Source organism: Nocardia caishijiensis NBRC 108228, from assembly GCF_001612825.1.
Lineage (GTDB): Bacteria > Actinomycetota > Actinomycetes > Mycobacteriales > Mycobacteriaceae > Nocardia > Nocardia caishijiensis.
Window position 1 is genome coordinate 141394 of record NZ_BDBE01000038.1, and the last position, 17246, is coordinate 158639.

Below are 17246 nucleotides of genomic sequence, written 5' to 3' on the forward strand. Positions count from 1 at the left end.
TCAGCGCTTGACGCGCTTGAGATACCGAGCGAGATCGTCATAGCTCCCGTCGCCGTTGGCGAATTCGACCACATTGCGGGCGGATTCGAACCAGGCACCGGTACTCGGCCGAACCTGGGCCAGCGCGGCCCGCACATCTGCCATGCCGACCGGGCGCACCTCACCCGTGCGCATCGAGTCCGCCATCGCCAGCTGGGTGGCCGAGGTGCAGATGTGGGCGAGGTCGGCGCCGGACAGGCCCTCGGTGTGCGCGGCGAGGGCACTGAGATCGATGCCCGCGATCGGACGGTCACGCAGGTGGTAGTGCAGGATCGAGCGGCGCGCGGCCGCGTCCGGCAGGCCGACGAAGATCATCCGGTCGAACCGGCCGGGCCTGCGCAGCGCCACGTCCACGTCCCACGGGTGGTTCGTCGCGCCGAGCACGAACACGCCCTCATTGCTGTGGGTCGCCGAATCCATCTCGGTGAGCAACTGGTTCACCACCGTGCGCATCGCCGAGGAGCCGTGCATCTGGCTGCGCTTGTGTCCGAGCGCGTCCACCTCGTCGAGGAACAGCACGCACGGGGCGTTTCGGCGGGCCATCTCGAAGATGCTGTGCACATTGCGTTCGCTCGACCCGGTGTAGATGTCGAGGATGTCGGCGATCTCGATCGGGTAGAAGTTGGCGCCGAGTTCTCCCGCCACCGCCGAGGCGATGAAGGTCTTGCCACAGCCGGGTGGACCGTAGAGCAGCAGGCCGCCGCGGGCGGAGGTGCCGAACGCCTTGGCGAGCTCGGGATTGCGCAGCGGACCGAGCAGGGTGAGGTCGAGTTGCCGCTTCACCTCGTCCATGCCACCCACATCGGCCAAGCCGAAGTGAGGGCGTTCGAGGGTGGCCGCGTCGTCGTCGGTGACGAACTCCGTGGGTGCATCGACGAACGCGGGGGCGATGATGTCGCCGACCTGGCTCTCGGCGGCCGCCCAGTCGTAGCCGGTCGGCACGGCAGCGGGCGGGGCGGCGGGCACCGGTTGCGGCGAGCCGCCACTCAGTGCGCTACTGCACCGCGTCATCAGGGCGAGGACCTGCGCGTTCCCCGGCTCTTCGCCGAGTGCGACACCGCAGTGCGCCAGTGCGTCGGCATACCGTTCCCGCTCGATCAGCAGCTCGATGACGCACACGCGCAGCGCGAGCACCCCCGGACTGCGGTCCAGCATCGTCAGCATGTCGGCGAGTACCTGGTCGTCGGCCACCTCTCCCCCTTCGAACCGCGAACATTCGACCGTACCGTAACCGGCGCAACGTATTTCGCTGAATCGGGCCGGAGTCCGGTCCCACCCACCGGAACCGGGCCCGCCTGCATGGCGCCCGACCCGATGCCGATCATTCGCCGCGAATGTTTCGCACCGATGCGAACAAAATGCCCGCGCGCAAACCCAATTGAGACCGGGCTCACAGATATTCCACTTATGCATCACCGTCGGCGAATCCATCGGATAAGCGATGTTTCCAGTTTCCGAACGCGACGACGGACGGCACGCCCGGTGTGTCGACCAGGCACCGACCGGCGGGTCGCGCCCGAGCCCCACTCACCCAACCTGGGACTTCCCTGAGAATTCGCGGCGTGTCGCACAGACACGCAGACCGCATAGCACGCCCGGCGACGATGACCGGGCCCGACGAATTCGACCTGGCGTTATCGTTTCGTGATTCGATGTGACCCACGTCGCACACTCGTTCCGGTCGAATCGACGAATTCCCTTCCAGGACGCATGTCCGACTTTACAAACCACCGTGATTGGTTCGTAACCTTTTCGAGACCTCACGGAGTCCGCCAGGCCGACCGGCCCGGCGCGAGGAGTCCGCCCCGTCATACGGACGGGACGTCGTGGGGCAGATTGGAAGTACCGCATCATGGCGAACAACACCGTCAAGCGTCAGGCGCAGCGTGCCGTTGCCGCCGGAGCCGTCGGCGCTGCCACCATCGGCGCGTTCCTCCTGCCGGCCGCTCCCGCGTCGGCGACGCCCGTCACCGTGCCCGGCATCGGCACCTTCGAGGTGCCCAACGAGATCCCGATTCCGGCGGGCATCCCCGGCATCGAGACCCCGGCCGCGCCGCAGGTGTTCACCGCACCGCGCGCCACCGCCGCCGACATCGCCCTCGACGCCGCATTGAGCAAGGTCGGCTCCCCCTACGTCTACGGTGCCGCCGGTCCGGACGCCTTCGACTGCTCGGGCCTGGTCCAGTGGGCCTACCGCCAGGCGGGCGTCGAGCTGCCGCGCACCAGCGACGCCCAGCTCGGCGCGGGCACCCCGGTCGGGATCGCCGATCTGCAGCCCGGCGACCTGGTGTCGTTCTACGGTGGCGGCCACTCGGGCCTCTACGCCGGTGACGGCAACGTCGTGCACGCCGCGACCTCGGGTTCGCCGGTGCACGTCGCGTCCCTCGACTCGATGCCGTTCGCGGGCGCGCGCCGCTTCTGATCCCACGGCCACGGTGCGTCGTTCTCGGGGAAGGGCGCACCGTGACCCTTTCGTGCCCCACTGGACACGAACCCTCACCCTTCCGTAATCTGATCGAGACCTTCGTGGCGGACGAGGAAGTCCGGGTTCAGGTAAGGCGCTTGGCATCGTCGGATATCGAGAGAACGGGGCACGGGGCACTGTGAGACCACAACACCGGAGATTTCACGCAGCGCGTGGATTGGCCGGGGCCCTGTCCGCGACCGTCCTGGTGTGCACCGCCGCCGTAGCGGGCCCCTCCGCCGCCGACCCGGTCGCCCTGCCGACCACCGCCGGTGACGCGATCGCCCGCATGGTCGACCTGTCCCGGCAGGCCGAGGCGGTCAATCAGCAGTCCCTCACCGCACAGGCCGAGCTCGACGCGAAACTGGCCGTCCAGCGCGATGTCGACGCGAAGCTGGCCGCCGCCACGGCGGTGGCCGATGCCGCCCGCGCCGAAGTGCGCAAGTTCCAGCCGATGATCGACCGCGCCGCCGTGGCCGCCTACACCGGTGCCCGCACCGACCGCATGTTCGCCGTGCTGTCGAGCAACTCGCCGCAGCAACTACTGGACAAGATGTCGACCCTCGACGTGCTGTCCCAGCAGACCGCCGACTCGGTGCGTGAATTCAAGAAGGCCGCCGACGCGGCGACCGCCGCCGAGACCACCGCCCGCACCGCCGCCGACACCGCGCGCGCCGCGACCGCCGCCGCCGAGGCCGTACGCGCCGACGTCGACCGCAAACGCGCCGACCTCGCGGCCGCGACCACCCAGGTCGTCGAGGCGTGGGGCGCGCTGTCGGCGCGCGACAAGTCCACCCTCGCCGGTTCCCCCTTCCCACCCGGCTTCGATCGCGACAGCCTGCTCGCGGGCCTGGTCCCCGGCAGCGGGACGAGCGCGCTGGCCGCCGCCCTCACCCGGGTGGGCGACCCGTACGTGTGGGGCGCCACCGGCCCCGACCAGTTCGACTGCTCCGGTCTGGTGCAGTGGGCCTTCAAACAGGTCGGCAAGAACGTTCCGCGCACCAGTTCCGCACAGGCCGGTTACGGCACGCCCGTGGCCAAGGACGACCTGCAACCCGGCGATGTGGTGCTGTTCTATCCCGAGATCTCGCACGTCGGGATCTACGCGGGCAACGGCATGATGGTGCACGCCTCCACCTTCGGTGTGCCGGTCGCCGTCGCGCCCATCGACACCACCCCCTATCACTCGGCCCGGCGATACTGAAGCCGTGAACGTGCGCACCTGGCTGTCGGCGCGTGGCCGACTCGAATTCTGTCTCACCCTCGCCTCGGTCACCCTGCTCACCGGGGCGTGCGCCGCCCTGATCCTGGTGCCGCGCAACGCCGGACCACTGCAGCTGGCCACCGACCAGGCCGAGGTGCTCGGCACGACCGTCGGACTCGACGACCCGCGGCTGGCGCCGGTCCGGCGGGAGGTGCAGCCATTCGGCCCGATTCTGGTGCGTCAGGTCGACGCGGGGGCCGTCGACACCGCGCTTGTGGTCGCCCATCCCGGTCACGAGGCCGACCTCGAGGTGCTCGAGGCCCAACTCGCGCCCGCGATCGCCGAGGTGAGCGCGGTCTGGGGCACCGAGTGGAACCGGGCGCCCGTCGTGGTGGTCGCGAGCAACAGCGCCGAGTTCACCGCACTGACCCGCCGAGCCGGGGCCTCGACCACCGCCGACGTGGCCGCGGTGTCGTTGACCGGCTCCTACGCGCCGGGGGCCGAACCCACCGAACAGCGCATCGTCTTCAACCCCGACGCCCGCCGCCGTGTCGGCGACGAGGGCCTGGCCACGCTGCTGCGCCACGAACTCACCCACGTCGCCACCCGCGCGGTCACCCTCGACGGCGCACCGCAGTGGCTGCTGGAGGGGTTCGCCGAGTACGTCGCCCAGCGCGCGAGCGGCCAGACGTTCTCGCAGATCGCACCGACGCTGACCACCCGATTACGTGCGGGCACCCTCCCGTCCGACCTGGTCGCCGACGCCGAGTTCACCGGAACCGACGCTCCCCTCGCCTACGAATCGGCGTGGAGCGTGTGCGCCTACATCGCCGACCAGCACGGTCCCGCCGCGCTCACCCAGCTCTACCGCCTGCTCGCGCAGGGCCCACAGTCGGGCGCCGCGCAGGACGCCGCGTTCGGCACCGTGCTCGACAGCTCCCGGTCCGCGTTGCTCGACGGCTGGCGCTCCTGGCTGCGGGCGCACGCCGTCTGAGCATCGGTCACCTCGCCCGACCGCCGCCCCTCGCCGAGGCCCCGACACATTAGGTTGTTCACTATGGCCCGAACTCTCCTGGTTACCAACGATTTCCCACCTCGGCCGGGTGGAATCCAGTCCTACCTGCAGGCACTGACCCAGCAGCTGCCCCCCGAGGACCTCGTCGTCTATGCCCCCCGCTGGCGCGGAGACAGCCACGAGAAGTTCGACGCCACCCAGAAGTTCCGGGTGGTCCGCCACCCGACGACGCTCATGCTGCCCACCCCGGCCGTGATCCGGCGGGCGAGCGCGCTGCTGCGCGACAACGAGTGCGACACGGTCTGGTTCGGTGCCGCCGCACCGCTGGCCGTGATGGCGCCCGCGCTGCGCCGCGCGGGCGCCGAGCGCATCCTGGCCAGCACCCACGGACACGAGGTCGGCTGGTCGATGCTGCCCGGCGCGCGGCAGGTGCTGCGCGCGATCGGCGAGCACACCGATGTGGTCACCTACGTCAGCAAATACACCCGTGGCCGGTTCGCCTCGGCCTTCGGCCCGCGCGCGGCCCTGGAATACCTGCCGCCGGGCGTCGACCCGTCCGAATTCCGGCCCGATCCCGCCGCTCGCGCCGAATTGCGCGCCCGCTACGGCCTGGGCGACCGGCCGACGGTGCTGTGCCTGTCGCGGTTGGTGCCGCGCAAAGGCCAGGACATGCTCATCGTCGCGATGAGCGAGATCAAGGAACGCGTCGACGGCGCGGTGCTGGTCATCGCGGGCGGCGGTCCGTACGAGAACCGGCTGCGCGCCCTCGCCGAGGCCCTCGACCTCGGCGACAGCGTGGTCTTCACCGGCCGCGTCCCCTCCGGCGAACTGGCCGCCCACCACACCATCGCCGACGTGTTCGCCATGCCGTGCCGCACCCGGGGTGCCGGTCTGGACGTGGAGGGTCTCGGCATCGTGTTCCTCGAGGCCTCGGCGACCGGTGTCCCGGTGATCGCGGGCGATTCCGGTGGGGCACCGGAGACCGTCCGCGAGGGCGAGACCGGTCTGGTGGTGCACGGGCGTTCGGTGCAGCAGATCAGCGACGCCGTCGTCGAGCTGCTCGACGACCCCGACAAGGCCGCGCGCATGGGGGCCGCGGGCCGCGAGTGGGTACAGCGGAACTGGCACTGGGACCGTCAGGGAGCCCGCCTGCGACAACTGCTCGGGTGACACCCCGGACTGTCGCGATGCCACGTCCACTACTCTCAGCGAGGTGAGCAGTATCCAGGTCGCCGATCAGACCTTTCTCGCCGCGCCACCCGCCGCGATCGCCGAGGTGCTCGGTGCCCCGAACAATTGGCGCCGCTGGTGGCCCGACCTGCACCTCGACGTGCGGGAGGACCGGGGCGACAAGGGCATCCGCTGGACCGTGGCAGGCCCGCTGACCGGCACCATGGAGGTGTGGCTCGAGGCCGCCGCCGACGGCGCGATCCTGCACTATTTCCTGCACGCCGAGCCGACCTCGGCCAAACCGCTCGCGCCGCGCGCCCTGGCCGCCGCCAACCGCGCGCGCCGGGTCGCGGGCAAGAACATGTCGTTCGAACTCAAGGCACGGCTGGAAGCAGGGCGCCCCGCGGGCGTCGCGCCCGCCTCGGCGCGGTAACGAAAGGAATCCATGGCCCCCGACCGGACCAAGAGATCGATCGTCATCGAGGCGCCGTCGCAGCAGGTGATGGCCGTCATCGCCGATCTGGAGTCCTACCCGGAATGGGTGGCCGCGGCGAAATCGGTCGAGGTGCTCGACACCGACGCGGCCGGACGGGCCGCGACCGCGCGCTTCGTGCTCGACGCGGGCGTGGTGAAGGACACCTACATACTCAGCTACACCTGGCGTGCCGACGGCAAGGCCGTCAGCTGGCGCCTGCTCGACGGTGACCTGCAGAAAGCTCAGGACGGCAGCTACGAATTGCTCGACCGTCCCGACGGCGGCACCGAGGTGATCTACGAACTCACCGTCGACTTGACCATCCCGATGATCGGCATGTTCAAGCGCAAGGCCGAGAAGGTGATCACCGATACGGCGCTGAACGAACTGAAGAAGCGGGTCGAGGGCTGAGCGCCCCGGGCGTCACCCGCGTCGAACTGTTCGTCGGCAAGGGCGGGGTCGGGAAGACGACGCTGGCCTGCGCGACGGGCATGGCCTACGCGCGCGCCGGTGAGCGGGTGCTCATCGCATCGCTCGATCAGGCCCACTCCCTCGGTGACGCGCTCGGCTTCCGTTTCCCGCACGATCCGGGCACGGTGGCCGGTGTCGCGCGGGTGGCGCCGGGCCTCGAGGTGATCGAGATCGACTCCCTCGCGCTGCTCGAGGACCGGTTCCGCGACGTCGTGCGGATGCTGGACAAGGGCAGCGGTCACGATCACGGCGTCGACCTGGCCGCGCTCGACCCCGCCGAGCTCACCGGTCTGCCCGGTGTGCAGGAACTGCTGATGCTGGTCGAGATCGGGCAGTTCGCCGAGGAGAACGACTGGGACGTCATCGTGGTCGACTGTCCGCCCTCGGCCGACATGCTGCGCATCGTCACCGCCCCCGACACTCTGCTCAACTACCTAGAACGGCTCTGGCCCAAGCACGCCCGCACGATGAGCGCGATCGGCACCGATCTGCGCAGGGCGGTGCTCGCGGCGGCCGTGGAGCGAGTGGTGAACGCCGTCACCCAGGTGCGTGACCTGCTCGCCGACCGCGCCCGCACCGGTGCCCGCCTGGTCACCGGGCCGGAGCAGGTCGCGGTGGCGGAGGCACGGCGGGTGCGATCGGCCGCGGCGCTGCTCGGCCTGCGGTTGGACGCGGTGGTGGTGAACAAGGTGCTGGCCCCGGTGCCGCCGCCGGGCGAGGACGCGCACCCCGCGGTGCACTGGTACCTGAATCGACGCGCCGAACAACTCGAGGTGGTCGCGCGGTTGCACGAGCAGCTCACCGATGTCCCGATCCTCGTCGCCAAGCACGCCGGGGCCGAACCGGTGGGGCTGAGCGCGCTGTCGGCGTTCTCCTATTCGGTCGACACGCTGCCCCGCCCGTCGCTCGGGGCTGCGGAATCGGGGGAACCGATGGTTCGATGGGAGTCGGGCTCCGGCGTCGACTCCGTGTACGCGATGCGGATGCGGCTGCCGATAGTCGATCCCGGCACCGTGCGGCTGGGCCGAGTGGAGGACGATCTGATCGTGGGAGCTGACGGGGTGCGCACCAGGGTGCGGCTCGCGCCGGTGCTTCGCCGCTGCGTGGTGGCGGGCGCCGAGCTCGACGACGGTCATCTCGTTGTCCGGTTCCGACCCGACCCGCAGGTGTGGCCCGCCGATCCGAACTACACGAAGACAGGCGCACATGAGCAGTGACAGGCAGTCCGATCGCCGCCAGCACGACGGTTTCGCCGAGTTCGCCGAGGAGCTGCGTCTGCTCGCCGAGGTGTTGCTCGCCCGCGTCGAACCGGTGTTGCGTCGCACCGCCGCCGACGGCGCGGCCGACCTCGGCGGCTGCGCCTGGTGCCCGGTGTGCGCGGCCGCGGCACTGGTCCGCGGCGACCACCACGACGTCGTGGCCGCCCTCGCCGAACACGGCACCTCGATGGTGACCGTGCTGCGCGAAGCTCTCGCCGGAGTGCCGGTCGAGCCGGTCCTGCCTCCGGAATGGGCCGATCACGCCGCAGGCCATCCCGGCGCGAACCGTTCTGCGGCAGCGCGACACCCGACCGCCGAGTCGCAGGCCACAACTGGCCGCCGAGGCGCACACGGCGCTCAGCCGGATGCCCGGTCGGCGAACGATCCGACCACACACGACGATCGGTCGGCGAACGATCGGACCGCACGCGGCGACCGGCCGGACGCCCGGTCGGTGAGCGGTATGGGTGGCGCGGCAGGCGCTCAGCCGGACGGACGATTCGCGACGTTCCGAGACCACCCGGATTCGCGGCAACCGACCCGTGCCAAGACCACTCACGGCAACCGCCCGACCGGCGGGTCCGGCCCGCACGACGATCCACGCCGGGCAAGCGGCCGGGGCGAGCAACCGACACCACGGCCGCGTCGGGTCGACGAATTCACGGCCCGTACCCCGCACATCTCCCCGGACGCGGACGAATCCCCGTCCGACACAGGGCTGTTCGCCACCGAGCAGGACCCCGAGGCGAACGCACGTCCGGCCGCCGACAAGGAGCGGTCGGCGAACACCCGCGCGCCACGCTCGCGTTATGTCGATATTCCGGTCACGATCCGGGGATGAGCCAGTCGAGTACCCACCCACTGACCGTCGGGGTCGACGTGGGCGGCACGAACATCCGCGCCTCCGTCGTCGACGCCGACGGCGAGGTGCTCGACACCGTGCAGGCGCCGACCCCGCATTCGGCCCGGGCGCTCGAGGCCGCCATCGACCGCTCCGTGCGCGAACTGGCCCGCAGGCATGTCATCGCGGCGGTCGGGCTGGCGGTGGCCGGGTTCATCTCCGCCGACCGCAGCACCGTCCGGTTCGCCCCGCACCTGCCCTGGCAGGACGCGCCGGTGGCCCAGCGGCTCACCGCCCGGCTGGAACTGCCGGTGATCCTCGAGCACGACGCCAACGCGGCGGGGTGGGCCGAGTACCGCTTCGGCGCGGCGGCGGGCGGGCACACCGTGGTGCTGGTCGCCATCGGCACCGGTATCGGCGCGGCCCTGCTCATCGATGGTCGGCTCTACCGAGGCAGTCACGGTGTCGCGCCCGAACTCGGCCACCTGCAGGTGGTTCCGGACGGCCGGGCCTGCCCGTGCGGCAAGCGCGGCTGCTGGGAGCGTTATTGCAGCGGAACCGCGCTGGCCGACACCGCGATCGAGATGCTGGCCACCGATCCGGTGCGTTCGGTGCTCGCACGCGATGTGATCCGCGATCCCGGCTCGCTCACCGGCCGCCGGGTGGCTGGCGCCGCGCAGGACGGTGATCGGCTCGCGGTGCGGGTGATGTCGGACTTCGCCCGCTGGCTCGGGCTCGGTCTCGCCTTCGTCAGCGATATCTTCGACCCCGATCTGGTGGTGATCGCCGGTGGGGTGAGCAGCTCGGCACCGCTGTTCCTCGACGAGGCGAGGGAACACTACGCGAGTGCCGTCACCGGGTCGGGTCACCGCCCGCTCGCCCGCTTGCGCACCACCCAGCTCGGCGAGGCCGCGGGCATGATCGGCGCCGCCGAATTGGCCCGTGCCGCGATTGGCACGCCGCTGGCGGGTACTCCTGGGAGATGAGGGTCACAGCCATTCCCGTCGGCTACCGTCCTGGTTGGTTGTGACCTGCGACCAGCGGTAAAGTCGTTTTCCGACGAGGCTGCACACGACCATCCCGGTCCCCCGGGGAAAGGACGCCATGTTCTACTGGCTGCTCAAGTTCGTACTCGTGGGACCCTTCATCCACCTCTACAACCGCCCGGTGGTGGAAGGCGTGGAGAACATCCCGACCGACGGGCCGGCCATCATGGCGGGTAACCACCTCTCCTTCTCCGACTGGCTGTTCGCGCCGCTGCTGAGCCCGCGCCGGATCAACTACCTGGCCAAGGCCGAGTACTTCACCACCCCTGGTTTCAAGGGTCGCCTGCAGAAGTTCTTCTTCTCCGGCACCGGCCAGTACCCGATCGACCGCAGTGGTGCCACCGCCGCCGAGGACGCGCTCAACGCGGCCAAGAAACTGCTCGACGAAGGCCGTCTGGTCGGCCTGTATCCGGAGGGCACCCGCTCGCCCGACGGTCGCCTCTACAAGGGCAAGACCGGCATGGCCCGCCTCGCGCTCGAGACCGGTGTCCCGGTGATCCCGGTCGCGGTCATCGGCACCGACAAGGTGTCCCCGCCCGGACCGTTCAAGTGGCGTCGTCACCGGGTCACCCTCAAGTTCGGCGCGCCGCTGGACTTCTCGCGCTACGAGGGCATGAGCGGTAACCGTTTCGTCGAGCGCGCCGTCACCGACGAGGTGATGTACGAGCTGATGCGCCTGACCGGTCAGGAATACGTCGACGTGTACGCCCACAGCCTCAAGAAGGGTGTGACGCCGACCGATCACCAGATCGACGCCACCCGCATTCCCGACCGCGCCGCCAGCTGACGCGGACCCGCCTGTCGTGGGGCGGCTCCCGATAAGCATCTCGTAAGGCCAGTCGGCCAGACTGCTCATATGTTCAAGCAATTGCTGGCCGCGGCCGGTGTCGGCGGCGCCGAGGTCGACACCGAATTGTTCACTCCCGGTGTGCAGCCGGGCGGTCTCGTCGAGGGTGTCATCCGGTTGCGGGGCGGGCGGGTCGATCAGGCGGTCGGGCAGGTGGCCGTCGAGTTCATCACCCGCGTCGAGCGCGAATACTCCGACGGTGAGGAGCGCGTCGCCGATCAGGCTTTCGGCCGCGTCGTGGTCACCGGGCCGTTCACGCTCGGCGCCGGTCGGATCAGCGAGTTCCGTTTCGCGGCACCGGTTCCGTTGGAAACTCCGATCACCTTCTTCGACGGCCATCACCTGCCCGGTGCGGCGGTGGCCCTGCGCACGGTGGTCGATCTGCACGGAGCGGTCGACTCCACCGACACCGATCCGATCGGCATCGGTGCGCTGCCCGCTCAACACGTGGTGCTCGACGCGGTGCGGCGCATGGGTTTTCCGCTGCTGCGCACCGATGTGGAGGCGGGCCGGATCAACCGCACACCGCAGCGGCTGCCGTTCTACCAGGAACTGGAATTCGGTCGCTCCCCGCACTTTCCCCGGGTGAACCAACTCGAGGTCACCTTCGTCGCCGCCGAGCAGGGCATGGCGGTGGTCCTGGAAGCCGATATCGGGGGCGGCCTGCTGCGGGGAACCCGCGACGGGATCGGGATGTTCTGGGTCGACTACGCCCAACTGGCGCACCGGGACTGGACCCAGGAGATCCATCACAGCCTGCAGCGGTTGGGCGCCCTCGGCTGACCATCGGTCCGGTCCTCGGTCGGCATCCCCGAGTCCTCCTGCCGCCCGGTCGTGATGTCGGGGACGCCGCGATGCCCGGTTGGTACCGTGTTCCGGACATGGAGCCGACGCGGGCGGGCGCGCGTCGACGGGAGGTGACGATGGCCGCAGATGAATCCGACGGCCGTGTGGTGCGTTTTCCCCGGCGCAAACCAGCAAGCGAAGGCGCCCCACCGACCGGTCGGATCGCCCGCGGCACCCGGCTGGCGGCGGTGCCCGTCGCCTACGCGGGCAGGCGCGTCGCCGGTATCGGCAGGCGGATGGCCGGTCGTGATCCGGCGGCGGTGGAACGCGAGATCCGCACCCGCACCGCCGAGCACCTCTTCCAGGTGCTCGGCGAACTCAAAGGGTGCGTGGCCAAACTCGGTCAACTGCTCGGCCTGCTGGAACTGGGGCTGCCCACCGACCTCGCCGAACCGTATCGCCGAGCCCTTGCGCGCCTGCACGATTCGGCACCGGCCATGCTGCCCGCCGCCGTACACACCGAACTCACCACCCATCTGGGTCCGCACTGGCGTTCACTGTTCCTGGAGTTCGACGACCGTGCCGCCGCGGCCGCGTCGGTGGGTCAGGTGCACCGGGCCACCTGGCACGACGGCACCCCGGTGGCGGTGAAGGTCATGTACCCCGGGGCCCGCCGGGCGGTGGAGGCGGACCTGAGCGTCCTGCGCCGCGCCACTCCCCTGTTCACCGCGCTGCTGCCGGGCGCCGAGACCCGCCCCGTGATCGACGCGCTGTGCCAGGAGATCGGCGCCGAACTCGACTACGCCCGCGAGGCCGCCAACCTCGAGCACTTCCGCACCGCGCTGCGCCACGATCCCGACGTGGTGGTCGGCCGGGTGGTCGCCCAGCGCGGTGACGTACTTGTCACCGAGTGGCTCGACGGAATACCGCTGTCGCGCCTGATCACCCGCGCCGAACCGGCCGAGTTGGACCGCCTCGGAGTGCTCATCCTGCGCTTCCTGTTCTCCGCGCCCGCCCGCGCCGCCCTCATCTACGGCGACCCGCACCCCGGCAATTTCCTCCGCATGCCCGACGGCCGCCTCGGCGTGGTCGACTTCGGCGCGTGCACACCGTGGTCGCCCGCGTTCCTCACCGTCGCCGGTGACGTGGGCGCCGCCGTCGTGGCCGAATCCGTGGCCGACCTCGAAGCCGCGCTGCGCCGCCACGGCTACGTCGCCCCCGGCGGTGATCTCGACATCGGCACCGTCGCCGCGCGCCTTCGTCCCGTTCGCGAGGCGCTGATGTCCCCGACCTACCCCTTGTCGGCGGACTGGTTGCGCGAGCAGGTCCGGCTGGCCACCGATCTGAGCCTGTCGAACATTCTGCGCCAGCTCACCATGCCACCGGCCGACACGCCGCTGCTGCGGTCGTTCCTCGGCGGGGTCGCCATCCTGTGCCAACTCCAGACGGCTGTCCCGTTACGGGCCGAATGCACCCGCTGGTACCCGGAAACCGCTGCGGCAGTGGGACTTTGATACGCGCTCACACCGATGTATCCGCAGGTGGACGAGTCTTTCCGTCCGGCAGCGTTCACCGACTGTTGCCGTACACACGACCGCCTGTTCGGTTGTTGCGGGCACCGTGCAGGGCATGGTCGATTTCACGATGTCCCGCCGCACGGTGCTGCGTGCCTCCGCCCTCGGTCTGCTCACCGGCCCGGCACTGGTCGCGTGCGGCGACGGACCCGGCCTGGTGCGGGCGCGCCCGACGCTGACCCATGGCTTCGCCGTCGGCGACCCGCGCACCGACGGTGCGCTGATCTGGGCCCGCTCGGATCGTCCCGCGACGCTGATCGTCGAAACCGCGGCCACCGAGAAGTTCCACGACGTCCGGCGTTTCACCGGGCCGCTGCTCACCCCCGCCACCGACGGCACCGGTCGCGTCCGGGTGAACGGCCTGCCCGCCGGGCAGCTCGTGCACTATCGGGTGCGGTTGGAAGGCGAGGACGGCGCCACCTCGGAAACTCTGAGTGGTGTGTTCCGCACCGCCCCGACCGCGCCCGCCGATATCTCGCTGCTGTGGTCCGGTGACGTGGCGGGCCAGGGTTTCGGCATCAACCCCGATGTCGGCGGCATGAAGGTCTTCGCGACCATGGCCGGTCGCGACCCGCACCTGTTCCTGCACTCCGGTGACTGCGTCTACGCCGACAACGCTCTGGAGGATTCGGTGACCCTGCCCGACGGCCGGGTGTGGCGCAATATCACCGCCGAGGCCAAGAACCAGCCCGCCGAAACCCTCGACCAGTTCCGGGGCAACTACGCCTACAACCTCACCGACGAGAACTACCGCCGCTTCAACGCCTCGGTGGCCCAGATCGTGCAGTGGGACGACCACGAGACCACCAACAACTGGTCGCCCGGTGGCACGGTCGCCGCCGACAAGGGCTACACCGAACGCGGCATGGACACCCTCGCCACCCGCTCCTGGCAGGCTTTCCACGAGTGGATGCCGCTCGAGCCGCGCGAGGCCGTCGACGGGCGGCTCTACCGCAAGATCGCCTACGGGCCGCTGCTCGACGTGTTCGTCCTCGACATGCGCGCATACAAAGACGCGAACACCGCCAACACCGGACCCCAGGGCCAGGTGCTCGGCGCGGCCCAGACGGCATGGCTCATCGATGGTTTGAAACACTCCACGGCGACCTGGAAGATCGTCGCCGCCGACCTCCCGATCGGTGTGGTTGTCCCCGACGGCAAGACCGCGTTCGAAGGCGTCGCCAACGCCGCACCGGGCGCGCCGTCGGGCCGCGAAACCGAGATCGCCCGGGTGCTGTCGGCGATCAAGGCGAACAAGGTGCGCGATGTCGTCTGGCTCACCGCCGACGTGCACTACACCGCCGCGCACCACTACTCGCCCGCGCGCGCGAACAGCACCGATTTCGACGAGTTCTGGGAGTTCGTCTCCGGTCCGCTCAACGCCGGGGCCTTCGGTCCCAACCCACTCGACCCGACCTTCGGACCCGAGGCCGTGTTCGTGCACGCGCCCCCGGCGCCGAACACCTCGCCGCTCGATCCCGAATACCAGCATTTCGGCGCGGTCCGTATCGACGGCGGCACCGGGGAATTGACGGTGGACCTGTGCGATGCGACCGGAAAAGCGCTGTTCAGCAAGCAACTCGCGCCGTCGGGGAAATAGGTGCGAACTACCCGTCGCCATAATCGCCGCGCTGTGGTTAGCTATGCGGTCATGGGCACGCCGCATACCGTCACCTCCGAAGAATATCTCCCCACCGACACTGCGGATGTCGTTCGCACCGTGCGTGATTCGCGTGATCGCGCCGAACGTCTGACGGTGCGTGGCGGCGAACTGACCGAAGAGTCCTTCGGGTTGGCCGATCAGCGTGCCGTGCTGTCGTTGCGCAAGATGAACTCGGTCCTCGACATCAACCTCGGCCGCCGCACCGTGCGGGTGCAGGCCGGGGCGAAGCTGTCCGAGATCGACCGGCGCCTCGGTGCGCACGGTCTCGGCCTCCCGGTGGTCGGCGACCACCGGGACATCACCGCGGGTGGTTTCGCCTCCGTCGGTGGCGTCAGCACCGCCTCGCACCGCTACGGCATGTTCATCGATCAGATCGTCGACCTCGAGTACGTCGATCCCGACGGCCGGATCGGCACCTGCGGGCGTGGCCACCACACCGAACGCTTCCAGCGCATCCTCGGCGCGGGCGGGCGCGCGGGCATCATCACCGCCCTCACCCTGGACGTGGTCGAGGTCGACAAGGACCACACCTGGCTCACCACCGATGCCGACCGTTTCCTCGACTTCGATTCCTTCGTCGAGCACGCGACCGCCGAGATCACCAACCCCGGCAGCGCGGCGCTGCAGGTGGGTCGCTGGGTCGACACCGCGCCGCTGAAGGTCACCCGTCCCGTCGGCACCGGGCAGGTCACCCTCGGCGCGGTCCGGTTCGGTCAGTGGTCGAGCCTCTACCCCACCGCACCCACCCGCGGTCTGCGGGCACGGCGTGAGGTCGGTACCCGTACCCGCAAGTCGTTGGGCGCCATCGCCTCCGCGGCGGGCGGGCGCGCCGGTATGCCGGTCCGCAACGCGGCGGCGGGCGCGCTGATGTTCGCGCCGAAGGTCCTCACCATGCGCGACGCGGAGTACCTGGCCGACACCGTCATCAACTCCTCCGAACGCGGCCCCGCCTACCGCGTGGGTGTCTTCGCTCCGCTCGCCAATTACGGCTCGGTGTTCTACGGTCTGCACGATCTGTTCGCCGAGCACCGCGAGCGGTCCGGTTGCTTCACCGTCATCTCCGCGATGACCTACGGTGTGCGCTCGCCGTATCTGCGCGCCGAGGCCGCCGCCCGTGGCCTCACCCCCGCCGACTACGGTCTCATCACCTTCACCTGCCGTCTGCGTCCGTCGGCCCTGCCCTCGGAACAGCTGCGCGAGATCGTGGCGGGCATCGATGACATCTGCCGTTCGGAGCAGGCGCTGCGCTACAGCGTCTGACATCGCGGCTCGCGTCAGCACGCCGACCAGCCACCCCAGGCACCGACCGCACAGGTCGGTGCCGGTGGTCGCCGTCGGGCCGCCGCCGACCATCAGAGCGCGCTTCGGGTGGTGTGTGCGAGTGCCCGACGGTCACAGTGGGCGGCGAGCGCGTCGCGACGTCGCGCGGTCCGGTACGCGGCGGGTGTGACACCGTATTCGGCCCGAAAGGCTCGGGAGAACTGATCGGCCGTGCGGAATCCGCAGGTCTCGGCGATCTCGCGGATACTGCGTGAGTTCTCGCCGAGCGCGGTCGCCGCGTCCACCAGCCTGCGGGTGCGGATGAGCCCGGCCACCGACAGCCCCTGCAACTCGAAGGCACGGAACAGCGTCCTTCTGCTCACATGCAGAAGTTGCGCCACCGCGTCGGGGTTCATGCCCGGGTCGGTGAAGCCGCGATCGATGATGTCGATCGCGCGGCGCCGCAGATATTCTTCCGCCGACATCTCGATCGCGGCGCCCGCCAGGTCGCGTTCCAGCAGCGCCACCACGGCCGAACGGAAGACGATCTCGTCGATCCGCGCGGCGATCCCGAGATGCGCGGGACTCGTCGCGCCACAGGCGAGATCGCGAGCGAGCAGCAGCGCCGCCACCGCGGCACCGGACAGGGCCCACACCTGCCCGCCCGCCGCGGCGGGTTCGAGCCCCCACGCGGTCAGCGCGCCGATCGAGACGTAGAGGTGCAGCACGTCGACGGCGGCCGCGTCCCCCCGCGACAGCACCGATCGGAAGGGCCGGTCGAGGCAGATCGCGAATGCTTGCCCCGGCGCCGCGATGGCACGCGAGCCCCGCTGTTCGAGGGCGACCCGACCACCGATCACCAAGCTCAGCTGCAGATATCGCCCATAGTGATCATGGTCGGCGTTCCCCTCCCGCTCGGCGGTGATGTTCGAGGTGCGCAGCCGGGCCGCCAGCACCGAGCCCGTACTCGAGGTCCAGAGCGTGGCGGTGAAGTCCTCGTCGGCCCGCACCCGGCACCCGAAGGCCAGCCGGTTCACGTCGCGTGGCCCGCGCAGTTCGACCCCTCCCCCACCGCCGCGGCCCGCCACGTCGAGCAGGCACGCGGCTTCACGGCGCCGGGGTTCGCCCACCG

The 17246-nt window shown here is 70.2% G+C and carries 16 protein-coding genes; 14 read left to right on the forward strand and 2 right to left on the reverse strand.

The window, feature by feature from the left end:
• Nucleotides 1-1230 carry an ATP-binding protein gene (locus NC7_RS20905; protein WP_067985698.1) on the reverse strand — a complete coding sequence of 410 codons (1230 nt, stop codon included), beginning with the start codon at nt 1228-1230 and terminating at the stop codon, nt 1-3.
• Between the two features lie 661 nt (nt 1231-1891).
• Between NC7_RS20905 and NC7_RS20910 the strand changes: the two genes are divergently transcribed.
• The 14 genes from NC7_RS20910 (at nt 1892) to NC7_RS20975 (ending at nt 16114) form a co-directional block, all read left to right on the forward strand.
• A complete protein-coding gene (locus NC7_RS20910) occupies nt 1892-2461 on the forward strand; it encodes a C40 family peptidase (RefSeq protein ID WP_067985700.1) in 570 nt (189 codons plus the stop codon).
• Nucleotides 2462-2681: 220 nt separating this feature from the next.
• Nucleotides 2682-3707, forward strand: coding sequence for an NlpC/P60 family protein (locus tag NC7_RS20915; RefSeq protein ID WP_067985701.1), 1026 nt, complete (start codon nt 2682-2684; stop codon nt 3705-3707).
• A gap of 4 nt (nt 3708-3711) precedes the next feature.
• Entirely contained in the window at nt 3712-4701 is a 990-nt protein-coding gene (locus NC7_RS20920) for a peptidase MA family metallohydrolase (protein ID WP_084458654.1), read from the forward strand.
• 63 nt (nt 4702-4764) lie between these two features.
• Nucleotides 4765-5892 (forward strand): glycosyltransferase family 4 protein, encoded by a 1128-nt coding sequence (locus NC7_RS20925; protein ID WP_067985702.1) that lies wholly within the window; start codon nt 4765-4767, stop codon nt 5890-5892.
• Nucleotides 5893-5935: 43 nt separating this feature from the next.
• Nucleotides 5936-6325: a polyketide cyclase / dehydrase and lipid transport gene (locus NC7_RS20930; RefSeq protein WP_067985704.1), complete on the forward strand. Its 390-nt coding sequence runs from the start codon at nt 5936-5938 to the stop codon at nt 6323-6325.
• Nucleotides 6326-6337: 12 nt separating this feature from the next.
• Entirely contained in the window at nt 6338-6778 is a 441-nt protein-coding gene (locus NC7_RS20935; protein ID WP_067985707.1) for an SRPBCC family protein, read from the forward strand.
• A gap of 26 nt (nt 6779-6804) precedes the next feature.
• Nucleotides 6805-8055 carry an ArsA family ATPase gene (locus NC7_RS20940; protein ID WP_084458655.1) on the forward strand — a complete coding sequence of 417 codons (1251 nt, stop codon included), beginning with the start codon at nt 6805-6807 and terminating at the stop codon, nt 8053-8055.
• On the forward strand, nt 8045-8938 hold the full coding sequence (locus NC7_RS29745) for a hypothetical protein (protein ID WP_174550252.1): 894 nt from the start codon (nt 8045-8047) through the stop codon (nt 8936-8938). The genes NC7_RS20940 and NC7_RS29745 overlap by 11 nt, the downstream gene beginning before the upstream one ends.
• Nucleotides 8935-9924 (forward strand): ROK family protein, encoded by a 990-nt coding sequence (locus NC7_RS20950; RefSeq protein WP_067985708.1) that lies wholly within the window; start codon nt 8935-8937, stop codon nt 9922-9924. The genes NC7_RS29745 and NC7_RS20950 overlap by 4 nt, the downstream gene beginning before the upstream one ends.
• A 118-nt stretch (nt 9925-10042) precedes the next feature.
• Complete coding sequence (locus NC7_RS20955; RefSeq protein ID WP_067985710.1) at nt 10043-10771, forward strand: lysophospholipid acyltransferase family protein; 729 nt, start codon at nt 10043-10045, stop codon at nt 10769-10771.
• Between the two features lie 69 nt (nt 10772-10840).
• Nucleotides 10841-11614, forward strand: a complete 774-nt coding sequence (locus tag NC7_RS20960) for a sporulation protein (RefSeq protein ID WP_067985712.1) — start codon at nt 10841-10843, stop codon at nt 11612-11614.
• 98 nt (nt 11615-11712) lie between these two features.
• A complete protein-coding gene (locus tag NC7_RS20965) occupies nt 11713-13131 on the forward strand; it encodes an ABC1 kinase family protein (protein ID WP_255285061.1) in 1419 nt (472 codons plus the stop codon).
• A 115-nt stretch (nt 13132-13246) separates the two neighbouring features.
• Nucleotides 13247-14791, forward strand: coding sequence for an alkaline phosphatase D family protein (locus NC7_RS20970; RefSeq protein WP_067985716.1), 1545 nt, complete (start codon nt 13247-13249; stop codon nt 14789-14791).
• 51 nt (nt 14792-14842) lie between these two features.
• Nucleotides 14843-16114: an FAD-binding oxidoreductase gene (locus NC7_RS20975; RefSeq protein WP_067985718.1), complete on the forward strand. Its 1272-nt coding sequence runs from the start codon at nt 14843-14845 to the stop codon at nt 16112-16114.
• Nucleotides 16115-16206: 92 nt separating this feature from the next.
• Here the strand turns inward: NC7_RS20975 and NC7_RS20980 are convergent, their stop codons facing one another.
• Entirely contained in the window at nt 16207-17244 is a 1038-nt protein-coding gene (locus NC7_RS20980) for a helix-turn-helix transcriptional regulator (protein ID WP_159372901.1), read from the reverse strand.
• Nucleotides 17245-17246 lie beyond the last annotated feature (2 nt).

What these genes read in the sequence shown, in the direction of transcription:
- NC7_RS20910 (WP_067985700.1), top strand. Translation starts at nt 1,892, where the DNA reads ATGGCGAACAACACCGTCAAGCGTCAGGCGCAGCGTGCCGTTGCCGCC.
- NC7_RS20925 (WP_067985702.1), top strand. Translation starts at nt 4,765, where the DNA reads ATGGCCCGAACTCTCCTGGTTACCAACGATTTCCCACCTCGGCCGGGT.
- NC7_RS20935 (WP_067985707.1), top strand. Translation starts at nt 6,338, where the DNA reads ATGGCCCCCGACCGGACCAAGAGATCGATCGTCATCGAGGCGCCGTCG.
- NC7_RS29745 (WP_174550252.1), top strand. Translation starts at nt 8,045, where the DNA reads ATGAGCAGTGACAGGCAGTCCGATCGCCGCCAGCACGACGGTTTCGCC.
- NC7_RS20950 (WP_067985708.1), top strand. Translation starts at nt 8,935, where the DNA reads ATGAGCCAGTCGAGTACCCACCCACTGACCGTCGGGGTCGACGTGGGC.
- NC7_RS20955 (WP_067985710.1), top strand. Translation starts at nt 10,043, where the DNA reads ATGTTCTACTGGCTGCTCAAGTTCGTACTCGTGGGACCCTTCATCCAC.
- NC7_RS20960 (WP_067985712.1), top strand. Translation starts at nt 10,841, where the DNA reads ATGTTCAAGCAATTGCTGGCCGCGGCCGGTGTCGGCGGCGCCGAGGTC.
- NC7_RS20965 (WP_255285061.1), top strand. Translation starts at nt 11,713, where the DNA reads ATGGAGCCGACGCGGGCGGGCGCGCGTCGACGGGAGGTGACGATGGCC.
- NC7_RS20970 (WP_067985716.1), top strand. Translation starts at nt 13,247, where the DNA reads ATGGTCGATTTCACGATGTCCCGCCGCACGGTGCTGCGTGCCTCCGCC.
- NC7_RS20975 (WP_067985718.1), top strand. Translation starts at nt 14,843, where the DNA reads ATGGGCACGCCGCATACCGTCACCTCCGAAGAATATCTCCCCACCGAC.